At 71.4% G+C, this 13,581-nt stretch carries 15 protein-coding genes; 3 read left to right on the top strand and 12 right to left on the bottom strand.

The window, feature by feature from the left end; all coding sequences use genetic code 11:
- Positions 1-56 precede the first annotated feature (56 nt).
- The 5 genes from ABZ840_RS31060 to ABZ840_RS31040 form a co-directional block, all read right to left on the bottom strand.
- The gene (locus ABZ840_RS31060; protein WP_361565133.1) at positions 57-692 is read right to left on the bottom strand and encodes a GNAT family N-acetyltransferase; all 636 of its coding nucleotides are present in this window, start codon (positions 690-692) and stop codon (positions 57-59) included.
- A 197-nt stretch (positions 693-889) separates the two neighbouring features.
- The gene (locus ABZ840_RS31055; RefSeq protein WP_361565130.1) at positions 890-1,741 is read right to left on the bottom strand and encodes a MetQ/NlpA family ABC transporter substrate-binding protein; all 852 of its coding nucleotides are present in this window, start codon (positions 1,739-1,741) and stop codon (positions 890-892) included.
- Between the two features lie 67 nt (positions 1,742-1,808).
- Positions 1,809-2,591: a methionine ABC transporter permease gene (locus ABZ840_RS31050; protein WP_361565127.1), complete on the bottom strand. Its 783-nt coding sequence runs from the start codon at positions 2,589-2,591 to the stop codon at positions 1,809-1,811.
- Entirely contained in the window at positions 2,588-3,643 is a 1,056-nt protein-coding gene (locus tag ABZ840_RS31045) for an ATP-binding cassette domain-containing protein (RefSeq protein WP_361565124.1), read from the bottom strand. The genes ABZ840_RS31050 and ABZ840_RS31045 overlap by 4 nt, the downstream gene beginning before the upstream one ends.
- Before the next feature lie 423 nt (positions 3,644-4,066).
- Positions 4,067-4,708: an HAD-IA family hydrolase gene (locus ABZ840_RS31040; RefSeq protein ID WP_361565121.1), complete on the bottom strand. Its 642-nt coding sequence runs from the start codon at positions 4,706-4,708 to the stop codon at positions 4,067-4,069.
- A 138-nt stretch (positions 4,709-4,846) separates the two neighbouring features.
- Between ABZ840_RS31040 and ABZ840_RS31035 the strand changes: the two genes are divergently transcribed.
- Both ABZ840_RS31035 and ABZ840_RS31030 read left to right on the top strand, forming a co-directional pair.
- Positions 4,847-5,215, top strand: coding sequence for a hypothetical protein (locus tag ABZ840_RS31035; protein WP_361565118.1), 369 nt, complete (start codon positions 4,847-4,849; stop codon positions 5,213-5,215).
- A complete protein-coding gene (locus tag ABZ840_RS31030; RefSeq protein ID WP_361565115.1) occupies positions 5,208-5,651 on the top strand; it encodes a hypothetical protein in 444 nt (147 codons plus the stop codon). Before ABZ840_RS31035 ends, ABZ840_RS31030 begins: the two co-directional genes overlap by 8 nt.
- A 76-nt stretch (positions 5,652-5,727) precedes the next feature.
- Here the strand turns inward: ABZ840_RS31030 and ABZ840_RS31025 are convergent, their stop codons facing one another.
- The 3 genes from ABZ840_RS31025 to ABZ840_RS31015 all read right to left on the bottom strand — a co-directional run bounded on the left by ABZ840_RS31025 (position 5,728) and on the right by ABZ840_RS31015 (position 8,187).
- Positions 5,728-6,231, bottom strand: coding sequence for a GNAT family N-acetyltransferase (locus ABZ840_RS31025; RefSeq protein WP_361565112.1), 504 nt, complete (start codon positions 6,229-6,231; stop codon positions 5,728-5,730).
- A 122-nt stretch (positions 6,232-6,353) separates the two neighbouring features.
- The gene (locus ABZ840_RS31020) at positions 6,354-6,881 is read right to left on the bottom strand and encodes a sigma-70 family RNA polymerase sigma factor (RefSeq protein ID WP_361565109.1); all 528 of its coding nucleotides are present in this window, start codon (positions 6,879-6,881) and stop codon (positions 6,354-6,356) included.
- Between the two features lie 157 nt (positions 6,882-7,038).
- A complete protein-coding gene (locus tag ABZ840_RS31015; RefSeq protein ID WP_361565106.1) occupies positions 7,039-8,187 on the bottom strand; it encodes a glycerophosphodiester phosphodiesterase in 1,149 nt (382 codons plus the stop codon).
- 442 nt (positions 8,188-8,629) lie between these two features.
- Between ABZ840_RS31015 and ABZ840_RS31010 the strand changes: the two genes are divergently transcribed.
- Positions 8,630-9,310 (top strand): lysophospholipid acyltransferase family protein, encoded by a 681-nt coding sequence (locus tag ABZ840_RS31010; protein ID WP_361565103.1) that lies wholly within the window; start codon positions 8,630-8,632, stop codon positions 9,308-9,310.
- A 60-nt stretch (positions 9,311-9,370) separates the two neighbouring features.
- On the opposite strand, the gene ABZ840_RS31005 is transcribed toward ABZ840_RS31010, so the two are convergent.
- The 4 genes from ABZ840_RS31005 to argH all read right to left on the bottom strand — a co-directional run bounded on the left by ABZ840_RS31005 (position 9,371) and on the right by argH (position 13,576).
- Positions 9,371-9,778 (bottom strand): nuclear transport factor 2 family protein, encoded by a 408-nt coding sequence (locus ABZ840_RS31005; protein WP_361565100.1) that lies wholly within the window; start codon positions 9,776-9,778, stop codon positions 9,371-9,373.
- A gap of 120 nt (positions 9,779-9,898) precedes the next feature.
- Positions 9,899-11,446: an MFS transporter gene (locus ABZ840_RS31000; RefSeq protein ID WP_361565097.1), complete on the bottom strand. Its 1,548-nt coding sequence runs from the start codon at positions 11,444-11,446 to the stop codon at positions 9,899-9,901.
- Positions 11,443-11,994 carry a helix-turn-helix domain-containing protein gene (locus tag ABZ840_RS30995; RefSeq protein WP_361565094.1) on the bottom strand — a complete coding sequence of 184 codons (552 nt, stop codon included), beginning with the start codon at positions 11,992-11,994 and terminating at the stop codon, positions 11,443-11,445. The genes ABZ840_RS31000 and ABZ840_RS30995 overlap by 4 nt, the downstream gene beginning before the upstream one ends.
- A 148-nt stretch (positions 11,995-12,142) precedes the next feature.
- Positions 12,143-13,576: an argininosuccinate lyase gene (argH, locus tag ABZ840_RS30990; RefSeq protein ID WP_361565091.1), complete on the bottom strand. Its 1,434-nt coding sequence runs from the start codon at positions 13,574-13,576 to the stop codon at positions 12,143-12,145.
- Positions 13,577-13,581: the final 5 nt, after the last annotated feature.

Here is a 13,581-nt window from a genome sequence, read left to right as displayed (position 1 = left end):
GCGTGCCGCCGGGTGCGGACGGCGCGGGCCGGGGCCCGGCACCGGTGTCCGGCCCCTCAGTTCCAGTCCGGGTAGGTGAAGCCGTTTTCGTCCGCTGTCGGCTCCGGGGGGCCGTCGAAGTCCTCGGGCAGCAGGCTCCAGACGATGAGGTCGGTACGGATGTCGGTCCAGCCGCCGTCCTCGGTGCGGGAGCGGGCTATCCAGGCGTTGCGGAGCACGCCCTCGCTGATGCAGCCGAGCTTCTGGGCGACCTGCTGCGCCGCGGTGTTGTCGGCGGCCGTGCGGAGCTCCAGCCGCTCGAACTTCTGGTCGCGGAAGAGCCACTGGGCGACGGCCAGCGCGGATTCGCATGCGTAGCCCTCGCCGCGGGCCCAGGGGGCGGTGATGTAGGAGAGCTCCGCGCCGCGTATCCGCCAGTCGGTACGGTCGATGCGGACGGTGCCGACCAGGCGCTGGGTGAGGAATTCGGTGACGGCGAAGACGAGGCCGTGGCCGGCGGTGCGGACGGCCGGGGCGCCGGTGGCGACCCACTCCTCGGCGTGCGCCGTGGTGAAGGGGAAGGGCTGTGCGGTCCAGGCGACGACGGCTTCGTCGTTCATCATGTCGCCGAGTGCGGGGATGTCCGTGTCGTCGAAGGGCCGCAGCACCAGACGCTCCGTGCTGATGGAGATGTCCGGAAAGGTGGATGTCATGCAGCCTGCTCCCACGCCGTGGACGTAGAGCTCCGCGAAGCGCCGTTCGGCTTCGCGCAGCTCCGTGCATACGTTCGGGCTTCTGCCCGTCTTTGAGTGCACAAGCATGCAGCATCTGCCTGCGAATGTGCCAAGTATGACGGCCCGTATCTGCACTGATAAGGCAGGTACGGGCCGTCGTACGGGGGTGTGGCGGGTCAGCTCGCCTTGCTGAAGGAGGGCAGCACGGAGCCGTCCTTGTACTTGGTCTCGATGAACTTCTTGACCTGGTCGGAGTTGAGCAGCTTCGCGAGCTTCTGCACGCGCTCGTCGTTCTTCTTGCTCTTGTCGACGGCGAGGAAGTTCGCGTAGGGGCTGTTCTTGGCCGACTCCAGCGCCAGGGAGTCCTTCTTCGGGCTCAGCTTGCCGGCGATGGCGTAGTTGCCGTTGATCACCGCCGCGTCGTAGTCGGGCAGCGTCGGCGCCAGCGTCTCGGCCTTCGCCTCGGTGATCTTCAGGCCCTTCTTGTCACCGATGTCGTTCAGGCCGGGCACCGCGGGGGCGTCGGCCTTCAGCTCGATGACGCCCTCCTTGTCGAGCAGCTTCAGGGCGCGGGCCTGGTTGGGCGCGTCCGAGGGCACGCCGATGGTGTCGCCGGAGCCCAGGTCGGAGATGGCCTTGTGCTTCTTGGAGTACAGGCCCATCGGCTCGACGTGGACGTTGGCGACCGGGACGACGTCGCCGTCGTTCTTCTTGTTCCAGTCGTCGAGGAACTCCTTCGTCTGGAAGTAGTTCGCGTCGAGGGTGTTGTCCTTGGTGGCCGGGTTGATGAGCTGGTAGTCGTCGTAGATCTTGACGTCCAGCTTCAGCTTCTCCTTGGGCGCCAGGTCCTTCTTGACGTACTCCAGGATCTCGGCGTGCGGGACGGAGGTGGCGCCGACGACGAGCGGGCTGCTCGCGCTGTCCGACCGGTCGACGTCCGGGTCGGAGGGGGCGCTGCAGGCGCCGAGGGCGAGGGTGAGCGCGGCGGCGGCCGCGACGGCGCCGGTGAGCTTGACGGTGTTACGCACGAAGAGTGCCTTCCTTACAGGTGGTGTTCCGCCCGGCAAAGGGTCCGGGCTCCAGGGGGTCGGTGGCTCAGGCGGCCTCGTCCGCGGTCTCGCGGACCTTGGCCGTGTCGGCGCGGGCCTCGGGCTCGGGGTCCGGTGCCGCGGTGCGGGACTTCGGCGACTTCAGGAGGCGTACGGGGGCCGAGGCACGGGAGCCGCGGGCGCTCAGCCGGCGGACCACCAGGTCACCGATCAGCTGGATCACGGTCACGATGATGACGATCAGTACCACGGTGACGCCCACGAAACGCATGTCGTTGCGCTGCTGGCCGTAGGTGATCGCCACGCTGCCCAGGCCGCCGGCGCCGACCGCGCCGGCCATCGCCGAGTAGCTGATGAGCGTGACGATCGTGTTGGTGAGGCCGGCGACCAGCGAGGGCAGCGCCTGCGGCAGCAGCACCTTGAAGATGATCGTCCAGGTGCCGCCGCCCATCGACTGGGCGGCCTCCACCAGACCGCCGTCGACCTCGCGGACAGCTGTCTCGACCAGGCGGGCGAAGAAGGGGATGGCGCCGATCGCCAGCGGGACGACGGCGGCGCTGGGGCCGCTGGCCGTGCCGATCAGGTACCGCGTGAAGGGGATCAGCGCGAGGACCAGGATCAGGAAGGGGATCGAGCGGCCGACGTTGACGATCGCGCCGAGCACCTTGTTCACCGGGGAGTTCTGCAGCTGCCTGCCCGGACCGGTGAGGACCAGCAGGAGGCCGATCGGCAGGCCGCCGAGGACAGCCCACACCGTGGACCACCAGACCATGAACAGGGTGTCCAGGGTCGCGATGGACAGCACGTCCCGCATCGCGTTCCAGCTCACTTCGCGACCTCCTTGGTCAGCACGGCGGCGGCGGACTCGGTGGCGCCGTCCCGCCCGACGATGTCCACCTGGAGGCCCTGCTCCCGCAGGAAGCCGATCGGTACGACGTTGTCCTCGAAGCGGCCGGGCAGCTCGATGCGCATCCGGCCGATCTGCTTGCCGCCCACGGTATCCATGGCGGCGCCGAGGATCGACACGTCGACGTTGTAGGTCCGCGAGAGGGTCGAGATGACCGGCTCGGTGGCCGCCTCGCCGTGGAAGGTGACGTCCACGACCGTGCGGTCCTCCGCCGAGGCCTCCCCGGTGACCGGGAACAGCTCCGTGGCCAGCTCCGAGCCGGGCGTGGCCAGCAGCTCCGAGACGGTCCCCTGCTCGACGACGCGGCCGCCCTTCATCAGGGCAGCGGAGTCGCAGATCGACTTCACGACGTCCATCTCGTGGGTGATGAGGAGGACGGTGAGGCCCAGCTGCCGGTTGAGGTCGCGCAGCAGCTGGAGGATGGAGCGGGTGGTCTCCGGGTCCAGCGCGCTGGTGGCCTCGTCGGAGAGCAGCACCTTCGGGTCGCCGGCGAGCGCGCGGGCGATGCCGACGCGCTGCTTCTGGCCGCCGGAGAGCTGGGCGGGGTACGCCTTGGCCTTGTCGGCGAGGCCGACCAGGTCCAGCAGCTCCAGCGCCTTGCGGCGGCGCTCGCGGCGGGAGACCTTCAGGATCTCCAGCGGGAACTCGACGTTGTCCAGGACGGTGCGCGAGGACAGCAGGTTGAAGTGCTGGAAGACCATGCCGATGTGGCTGCGCGCGGCACGCAGCGCGGGGTTCGCCCGCTGGCCGCTGCCCGCGAGCGCGGTGAGGTCCTGGCCGGCCACGGTGACCGTGCCCGAGGTGGGGCGCTCCAGGAGGTTCACGCAGCGGATGAGCGTCGACTTGCCGGCGCCGCTCTGGCCGATGACGCCGTACACCTCGCCCTCGCGGACGTGCAGATCGACGCCGTCCAGCGCGGTGACCTCGCGGTCGCCTGAGCGGTAGACCTTGGTGAGGCCTGTAGTGGTGATCACAGGGATATCCGTCACGGTTGAGTGCTCGGCGGCTCGTCCGCCGGGCACGGGGCATTCATTGCGGAGTGCGGCATGAGGATCGCGGAGGCACACGGGCGGCGGGCGCCCGGGTCCTGGGTCCGGTGACGCGGGGCGGCCGGCGGTACTGCGTACGGAGGCCCGGCGTACGGGAGGTACGGGGCGCGTCTGTACGGGTCGTCCGGCGCATGGGAGCGGGTCTCGCTTCGGGGCGCGAGGCTCAGGCGGGGGCCCTCAGCGGTCACACATTCGACACATGCGACGAGCACCGGACGCTTTGTGCGCCTCGGTCGCGGGGATGCGGCAGCTCGTCGTGGTCATGATGGCCAGTAAACCAGACAGGCGTACGGGCCGATCAAGCCAGTCCGGATTCCGGAAGGCTCTGATCAGTCCGTGGACAGCGGCTCAGCCGGCGGTCGTGATCTCCACGCCGTCCGCCGTGGCCTGCGCGGACACGGCCGACAGATCGGGAACGATCACGTCGGCCACCAGCTCCTCCGCCGGGGCCGTTGTGGTCAACGCCACGGTCGTGGCGCCGGCCGCGCGGCCCGCCGCGAGACCGGCCGGCGCATCCTCGAAGACGGCGCAGCGGGCCGGGTCCACGCCCAGGTGCTGAGCGGCGAGCAGGAACGGCTCGGGGTCGGGCTTGCCGCGGGTGATCTCGTCCGCGGTGATCAGGTGCTTGGGGCGGATGCCGACGGCGGCGAGCCGGGCCTCGGCGAGCTTGCGCGTCGCGGAGGTGACCACGGCCCAGCGGTCGGCCGGGAGCGAGTCCAGCAGCGCGCGGGTGCCGGGCAGCAGCACCACGCCGCTCACGTCCTGCGTCTCCAGCTCCTCGATGCGGGCCAGCGCCTCGGGGACCCGCTCGGCGGGCAGCAGGTCGGCGACGATGTCGGCGGCGGGCCGGCCGTGCAGCTCGACCTCGGCGAACGCCTCGGTGACCCCGTACTCCTCGGCCCAGCGGCTCCAGCAGCGGTGCACCGAGTCCATGGAGGAGACGAGGGTGCCGTCGTTGTCGAACAGGAGGGCGTCAACGGAGAGCTTCATGGTCACCGAGGGTACGGGGCGTGCGGGCCCCGCTGCCGGGCCGGGGCCGCGCGCGGGGCCGCCGCGGGCGCCGATTAAAGTCGGGGGCATGCCCCACAGCCCCACCGCGCGCAGCCGCGCCGCCGTGCGGAGGTCCCGGTGATCGACGCGCTGACGGTCGCGGTCGGCGTGACCGCCCTTGCCCTTGCCGCCTGGTGCGGCTTCGCCGCGTACCGCGACGAGCCGACCAAGGACTGGCACTTCATCGGAATGGCCGTCGTCTCCCTGCTCGCCCTCGTGCAGCTGGTGATCGCCGTCGTGAAGCTGGCGGGCGGCGAGAAGCCCGACGACGGTACGGCGATCTTCCTCGCCTATCTGATCGGCGCCGCGGCCTGCGTGCCCGCCGCCGGGTTCATGTCGCTGTCCGAGCGGACCCGCTGGGGCTCGGTGACGGTGGCGGCCGGCGGCGTGGTGCTGGCCGTGCTGGAAGTGCGGCTGTACGACATCTGGGGAGGCGGCCATGGCTGAGCCCGCGACGACCACCACGAAGGACACCTCCGCCGGGGGCGGCCGCCTCTCGCTGGGCTCGGGCCCCGGCCGGCTGCTGGTCTGGCTGTACGGCGTCTTCACCGTCGGCGCCGCCTCGCGGGCGGCGTACCAGCTGATCGCCCAGTACGACCGGGCGCCGCTGTCGTACATCCTGTCCGCGGTCTCCGCCGTGGTGTACGCCGTGATCCTCTTCTCGCTGGTGCGCGGCGGGGAAGCGGCGCGCCGGGTGGGGCTGGTGTGCTGCTGCCTGGAGCTGCTGGGCGTGCTCGGCGTCGGCACCTGGACGCTGCTGGAGCCGTCCGCCTTCCCCGACGCCACGGTCTGGTCGGGGTACGGCTACGGCTACCTCTTCATCCCGGTCTTCCTGCCGGTCACCGGGCTGCTCTGGCTGCGCCGCGGCCGCCGCGCCGGCTGATTTCCGTACGGACACGGCCGCGGGCCCCGTACGTGCGGCTGCACGTACGGGGCCCGCGGCGCAGGTACGGGAGGGCTCAGGCGCTCGCGACGTACGCCTGGGCCGAAGCGTCCTTCTCCAGCGTGATCAGGCTGAGCCGGCGGCTGACCTCTTCGGTGCCGACCTGGGCGTAACCGCGGCTGCGGTACAGCCGGAGGTTGCCCTCGCTGCGGTGCCCGGTGAGCAGCCGGAAGCGGGTCACGCCGTGCTCGGCGGACAGCCGCTCCTCGACGGCGGCGAGCAGCCGGCTGCCGAGCCCGTGCCGCTGCATCCGCGGATGCACGATCAGCTTGTCGATGCCGCCCACGCCGTCCGCGTCGACCGCGCCCCGCACGGAGCCGACGACCTCGTCGCCGAGGCGGGCGACCACCACGCAGCCGTCCCGCATCTCGGTACGCAACTCATCGAACGTCTGCGTGAGCGGCTCGATCGAGTAGTCGTCGTACAGCGCGGCCTCGGACTGGTAGCACAGGTACTGCAGCTTGAGGATCTGCTCGGCGTCCCTGTCGGTCGCCGCAGAGATGGTCACGCTCATGCCCATGCGTGCTGGCCTCCCCTTTTCGGTTCGGTGAGCCCGGCCGCCATGAGGGTGTGGTGCGGCGCCCGGACGGATCTGCCCTGACTTGATGGCACCACGGGATGCGCGGCGCCGCCATGGCGGGGTCAACGCTCCTTTCCCCGGAGTTCAGGAACTCCAACCTCCGCCGTCAGCATTCTGCGCAGACATCCCAGACAACGGGAACGGAGTGGCCCCATGCTCCCCTGTGACATTCCCAACTCAGATGAGATCTCACGGTAGGTCGGATCCGTCCCGGACAACAGAGCGCGTACCAACGCCGGGCAGCGTCCGGGGAGTTGTCCGGCCACGGCGAGCAGCGCGCGGCGCCGCTCGGCGTCCAGCGCGAGCGGCTCGGCGACCGCACCGACCCACGGCTGGGCACGGGTCGGGTCGTAGGGGATCTCGCGGCGGGTCCGCCGCAGGGCGCAGCGGACCTCGGCCCGCACGGCCCGGCGCAGCCAGCGCGCGGGGTCGGCCGGCGGACCGGCCATTCGGGTGTACCGGAGCAGGCGCGCCCACACGTCCTGCTCGATGTCCTCGGCGTCGGCCCCGGCGGCGGGCGCCTCGGCCGCCGCCTCCGCGGCGAGGAGCGGGCGCAGCGCGGTGATCAGTGCACGGTCGCGGTCCGTCATACCCGCGCCGACAGCGCCGCGCGTCCCCGCGGTTTCGCCGCGTCAACGCGGTCGCGTCACGCGTGGGTGCACGGCGACGGCCGGGCGACGCGCGGGCCGGGGACACCACCCCTCGCCCGCCCGTCGCCCGCCCGTCGCCGGGCCGCCGCCGGAGCGGTCAGCCCTTGCGGAACTCGGCCGCGGCCAGCAGCGCGGTGTCCGGGTTGTCGGAGAAGAGCCCGTCGATGCCGGTCGCGAAGAGGGCCTTGAAGTAGGCGAGGGAGTCGCCGTACGCGTTGGGGTCGCTGCCCTTGCGCAGGTCCACCGGCAGGAAGGTGTTCTCGTTGCGGACCGTGTACGGGTGCAGGACGAGGCCCGCGTCGTGCGCGTCCTGCACCACGGCGGACGGCTCGCCGAGCTTGCCGTCGGCGGTGCGCGGGATGATCACGGTGAGGTCCGGGCCGATGCCCTGCGCGAAGGAGGCGATCCAGCGCAGCCCCTCCGGCTTGACCAGGTCGGCGACGGTACGGGGGTCACCGGCCTCCTTGAAGTCCCAGGGCTGGGTCTTCAGCGTGCCGAGCAGCACGACCTTCGGGCAGTCGACCAGCTTGTCCAGCCGCTGGATGCTGGAGGGCTCGAAGGACTGGAGGAAGTTGGGGGAGTTCTTCTTGTGCCGGTCGTAGCGGCGCAGCAGCTTGGCCAGCCGTTCCTCCAGGCCGAGGCCCAGCTTGCGGAAGTAGGTGGGGTGCTTGGTCTCGATGTGCAGCCAGATGCGGCGGCCGCGCCTGCGGCCCTCGCGCTCGGCCCACTGGAGGACCTCCTCGAACTCCGGCACCTGCCAGCGGCCGTCGTAGAGGGTGTTGTGCTGCCGGGTGCCCGGGATGCGCTCCTTGGCGCGCAGCGTCTTCAGTTCGGCGAGCGTGAAGTCCTCGGTGAACCAGCCGGTGAGCTTCACGCCGTCGACCGTCTTGGTCGTCCTGCGGCCGGCGAACTCCGGGTGGTCGGCGACGTCGGTGGTGGCGGTGATGTCGTTCTCGTGGCGGCAGACCAGGCGGCCGTCCTTGGTGGGGACGAGGTCCTGCTCGATGACGTCGGCCCCCATGTCCAGCGCGAGCTGGTAGGAGCCGAAGGTGTGCTCGGGGCGGTAGCCGCTCGCGCCGCGGTGGCCGACGACGAGCGGGAAGGGCAGTTCGCCGCCGCCGTGTCCGCCGTGTCCGCGCCCGGCCGCGACGGCCGTACCGGCCCCGCCGCCCAGCACCGCCGCTCCGGCGCCGAGCGCCGCAACGCTCAGTACGGTCCGTCGCCCGGGTCGCTGCGCCTTGTCCATGTGTCCCCGACTCCTCATGGTTCTGTGATGTGCCGCACCTGCCGGTGCCGGGCCGATGTTAGGCCCGTACACCTTTCCGGTGGGAGACATCCGACCGAACACCAGGGTGAACGCGAGTGACGTATGTGCGCTTTTGGGATCACCTGGAGGCGCATCGGCCCCACAGCGAGGCCGCAGGGTGTGCGGCATTCCACAGGTCCGGAGCGCCCTTCCGCGGCCACTCGCGGATCTTCGTACGCATCCTCGGTCCCGCAGGCGGTGTAGTCGCGGCCCCTGCGTTCTTCGCATGGCGGGCCGGTTAACCACCCGTGACGCACAGGAAGGGCGTGTCAACTCTGCGTATCGAATCCGTGAACCCGATGTGCGATCGAGGTTGGGCCGCGAGTATCGTCCTCACCTGCAGACTCCTGCAGTGCACTGACCAGTCGACCCGGAGGACCCGTTGTCCCGCTTGCTGCTGAAGGCGATTCTCGGATTCGTCATGCGTGTCCTGTTCCGCCCGAAGGTCGAGGGACTCGACGGCATTCCGGACAGTGGTCCGGTGATCCTGGCCGGCAACCACGTCACCTTCATCGACTCGCTGTTCCTGTCGCTGATCGTGGAGCGGCGGACCAAGCGTCAGGTGTACTTCATCGCCAAGGACGAGTACGTCAAGGGCAAGGGCGTCAAGGGCCGCCTGATGGCTTGGTTCTTCACCACCGCCGGCATGATCCCGGTCGACCGGGACGGCGGGCACGGCGGCGTCGCGGCGCTGATGACCGGCCGCCGCGTCCTGGAGGAGGGCAAGCTCTTCGGCATCTACCCCGAGGGCACCCGCTCCCCCGACGGCCGTCTGTACCGGGGCCGTACGGGCATCGCCCGGCTGACCCTGATGACCGGCGCGCCGGTCGTCCCGTTCGCGCTGGTCGGCACCGACAAGGTGCAGCCCGGCGGCAAGGGCCTCCCCCGCGTCGCGCCGGTCACCTGCCGCTTCGGTGCGCCGCTGGACTTCAGCCGGTACGACGGCATGGACCGCGACCGCTACGTCCTGCGCGCCGTGACCGACGAGGTGATGAGCGAGGTCATGCGTCTCTCGGGCCAGGAGTACGTGGACGTGTACGCCACGAAGGCCAAGGCCGCCTGACGCACCGACAGCTTTTCGGGCCCCCTGCCGCAGTCGGCAGGGGGCCCGTCGCGTGTGCGGTCAGCGGCCGCCCAGCGGGGCGCGGCGGGCGAGGACCTTGCGGTGGCTGATGCGCCAGCCGTCGTCGGTGCGGACGACGGTGTCCTCGTAGGTGACCGTCCCGGAGGTGCCGTCGGCGTTGACGCCGATGCCCTTGGACAGGGCGTGCACCCCGCTGCCGTCCGGCAGTTCGGCGAGGACGACGTTGGTGACGTGGTGGGCCACCGGGTTGGCCTCGCCGAGCGCGAGCGCCGCCTCGCGGATCGCCGTCACGCCCTTCAGCGGCGGCTGCCCGAAGTCGGTGACGTCGTAGACGACGTCGTCGGTGAACAGCTCGTCCAGGCGGTGCAGCTCCCCCGCGTCGAACAGGTGCCCGTGCAGTGAGAGCAGATCGGCGATGGCGGCGCGGTCCTCGGCAGCCAGTGCCATGACAGCCTCCTCCGGAAGCGGTGGATGTCCCGACACGGCGCAGGCTACCGGCGCGGGCGCGCACTCCGGCACGGGGCGCGCCCCGTGCCGCCGTCTCCCCGTACGGCGCGCCCCGGGCCGTCAGCCCTCGCCGCCCTCCAGCCGGTGGCCGCGCAGCAGTATCCAGGCGGCGGCAGCGGCGGACAGGGAGATGACGCCGCCGACCACGGCCGCCGCCTCCATGCCGTCGGTGAACGCCCCTTGCGCGGCGTGCAGCAGCGCCTCGCCCGCGCGGTGCGGCAGGTCGCCCGCCGTCTCCACCGCGCCGCCCAGCGACTCGCGGGCCGCGCCCACCGCGTCGCCCGGCACCCCGTCGGGCGCCGTGAAGTTCCGGTAGACGCCGGTGACCACCGAGCCGAGCAGGGCGATACCGAGCGCGGAGCCCAGTTCGTACGCCGTCTCCGAGACCGCCGAGGCGGCGCCCGCCTGCTCCTTGGGCACGCTGGAGAGGATGACGTCGGCGGTGACGGTGAAGGAGAAGCCCGCGCCGACGCCGACCACGAAGAGGATCGTGCCGAGCACCGGCGTCGCGGTGGTGGCGCTCACCCAGGCGCACGCGCCGAGCCCCAGCCCCACCAGGACCAGTCCGCCGGAGACCACCGCGCGCACCGACAGCCGGCGCGCGACATGGCCGGCGGCCAGCCCCGCGCCCATCGCGCCGACGGCGGCGGGCAGTTCGACCAGTCCCGCGTTGAGCGGCGACCGGCCCTGCACCATCTGCAGGAACTGGGACAGGAAGAACAGCAGCCCGGCCAGTCCGAGAATGGTCAGCAGGTCGGCGAGCACGGCGCCGGAGAAGCCGCGGTTGCTGAAGAGCTTCATGTCCAGGAGTGGCGTGGTCAGCCGCAGTTGCCGTCGTACGAAGCCGACGAGCGCGAGCACGCCGATGACGCCCGCGACGGCGACGCCGAGCCCGATGCCGTGCGCCGCGGCCTCCTTCACCGCGTAGACCACACCGATCATGCCGACCAGCGACAGCCCGACGCTGGCCAGGTCCCACGGCCCCGGCTTCGGGTTGCGGGACTCCGGCAGCACCTTGATGCCGACGGCGACCAGCACCACCATCACCGGCAGGTTGATCAGGAAGACCGAACCCCACCAGAAGTGGCCCAGCAGGAACCCGCCGAGCACCGGGCCGACCGCGGTGCCCGCGGAGGCCGCCGCACCCCAGACGCCCACGGCCAGGCTGCGCTCGCGCGGGTCGTGGAAGAGGTTGCGGATCAGCGCGAGGGTGGACGGCATCAGCGTCGCACCGGCCACGCCCTGCAGCGCCCGCGCCGCGATCATCATCTCCGGGGTCGTCGCGTACGCCGCCAGCGCCGACATGGCACCGAACGCCACCGAGCCGGTCAGCAGCAGCTTCTTGCGCCCGATGCGGTCGCCGAGGCTGCCCATCGAGACCAGCAGACCGGCGATGACGAACGAGTAGACGTCACCGATCCACAGCAGCTGGGTGCCCGACGGGCGCAGGTCCTCGCTGAGGTACGGCGCCGCCAGGCCCAGCACGGTGGCGTCGACGCCGACCAGCAGCACCGCGAGGACCAGCACGCCCAGCGCGAGCCAACGCCCCGGGCGCGGCTGTTCCGCCGTCCCGCTCCTGGCCGCCCCCACGGCCGTCGCCCCGCTCATCGCTTGCCTTCCCTTCGTACGCCGCCGAGCAGCAGCTCGGCGATGGAGTGATTACGGTCGGCGCGGGCCAGCCGGCCCTCGTGCACCGACCAGGCGCCCGCACAGATCAGCCCGTACAGCGCCTCGGTCAGCCAGGCGGGGGTGAGGTCGATGCGGAAGGTCCCCTCTTCCTGGCCCCGCCGGAACAGCGCGTGTATCCGGGCGTCGAGCCCCGTCCACCCCTCGTTGATCTCTTCGCCTTCGAAGAGCTGGTTCTCGGTGTAGAGGAACGCCAGCACCCCGGCGACCGGCTCGATCTCGGCGATGAGCCGGCGCAGCGCGGTCGCCGCGTCGTCCTCGTCCGGCCGGGCGGCGTCCAGCGCCTGCCCGGTCTCCCTGATGCCCAGCTCCTCCAGGGCCCGGATGAGCGCGTCCCGCCCCGCGAAATGGCGGTGCAGCGTCGCCCGGCTGATCCCGGCGGCCCGCGCGATGTCGTCCATCGAGGCGGTGCTCTTCCGGGTGAGCAGGGCGGCGGCGTCTTTCAGTACGCGATCTCGATCCACGGCCATGAGACAGATCGTACGCTAATGAGACATGAATGTCTCATCGAATTCTTCGCAGTCTCATTTCCTGTCGACAGCGACGACAGCACAGCACGACAAAGCGGCCGCCGCCCGGTCGGGGAGACCGGACGGCGGCCGCTGCCACCTGCTGGGGTTACTTCTGCTTGGCCGTGGCCCACGCCTGCTGCGTCGCCAGGTCCGCCTTGACCTCGGCGAGCTGCGCGGCGACCGCGGAGGGGGCCGTGCCGCCGCGGCCGCTCCGCGAGGCGAGCGCGCCGGGCACGTTCAGGACGGTCCGCACCTCCGGCGTCAGGTGCTCGGAGATCTTCGCGAACTGCTCGTCGGTGAGCTGGTCCAGCTCGATGCCCTGCGTCTCGCACTCCTTGACGCACTCGCCCGCGACCTCGTGCGCCACCCGGAACGGCACGCCCTGCTTGACCAGCCACTCCGCGATGTCGGTGGCGAGCGAGAACCCGGCCGGGGCCAGCTCCTCCATCCGCTCGCGGTTGACGGTCAGCGTGGCCATCATGCCGGTGAAGGCGGGCAGCAGGAGCTCCAGCTGGTCGCAGGAGTCGAACACCGGCTCCTTGTCCTCCTGCAGGTCGCGGTTGTACGCGAGCGGCAGGGCCTTCAGCGTGGCCATCAGGCCGGTCAGGTTGCCGATCAGCCGGCCGGACTTGCCGCGCGCCAGCTCGGCGATGTCCGGGTTCTTCTTCTGCGGCATGATCGAGGAGCCGGTGGAGAAGGCGTCGTGCAGGGTCACGAAGGAGAACTCCTTCGTGTTCCAGATGATGACCTCCTCCGCGATCTTGGAGATGTCGACGCCGATCATCGCGGTGATGAAGGTGAACTCCGCGACGAAGTCACGGGACGCGGTGCCGTCGATGGAGTTGCCCACCGAACCGTGCTCGAAGCCCAGGTCCGCGGCGACCGCCTCGGGGTCCAGGCCGAGCGAGGAGCCGGCCAGCGCGCCCGAGCCGTACGGCGAGACGGCCGTCCGCTCGTCCCACTGGCGCAGCCGCTCGGCGTTCCGGGACAGCGCCTGGACGTGCGCGAGGACGTGGTGCGCGAAGAGGACCGGCTGGGCGTGCTGGAGGTGCGTACGGCCGGGCATCGCCACGTCCGGGTGCGCCTCGGCCAGCCCGACCAGCGCCTCCTGGAGCTCGGCGAGCAGCCCGCCGATGGCCCGGGCGCGGTCCCGCAGGTACATCCGGAAGAGGGTCGCCACCTGGTCGTTGCGGGACCGGCCGGCCCGCAGCTTGCCGCCGAGGTCGGCCCCGAGCCGCTCCAGCAGCCCGCGCTCCAGCGCGGTGTGCACGTCCTCGTCGGCGATGGTGCCGACGAAGCTGCCGTCGGCGACGTCGCTCTCGAGCTGGTCGAGGCCGGCGATCATGCGCGTCAGCTCGTCGTCCGTGAGCAGCCCGGCCTTGTTCAGCACGCGTGCGTGGGCTCGCGACCCGGCGATGTCGTACGGCGCCAGCCGCCAGTCGAAGTGGACGGACGCGGACAGCTTGGCCAGCGCCTCGGCGGGGCCGTCGGCGAACCGGCCGCCCCAGAGCCGGACGTCACCGCTGTTGCCGTTGCTCACTTGCT

It is taken from the genome of Streptomyces sp. NPDC047117 (assembly GCF_040643545.1).
Classification (GTDB): Bacteria; Actinomycetota; Actinomycetes; order Streptomycetales; family Streptomycetaceae; genus Streptomyces.
The sequence above is the reverse complement of the archived record's forward strand: the minus strand, read 5'-3'. Positions and strand labels throughout refer to the sequence as shown.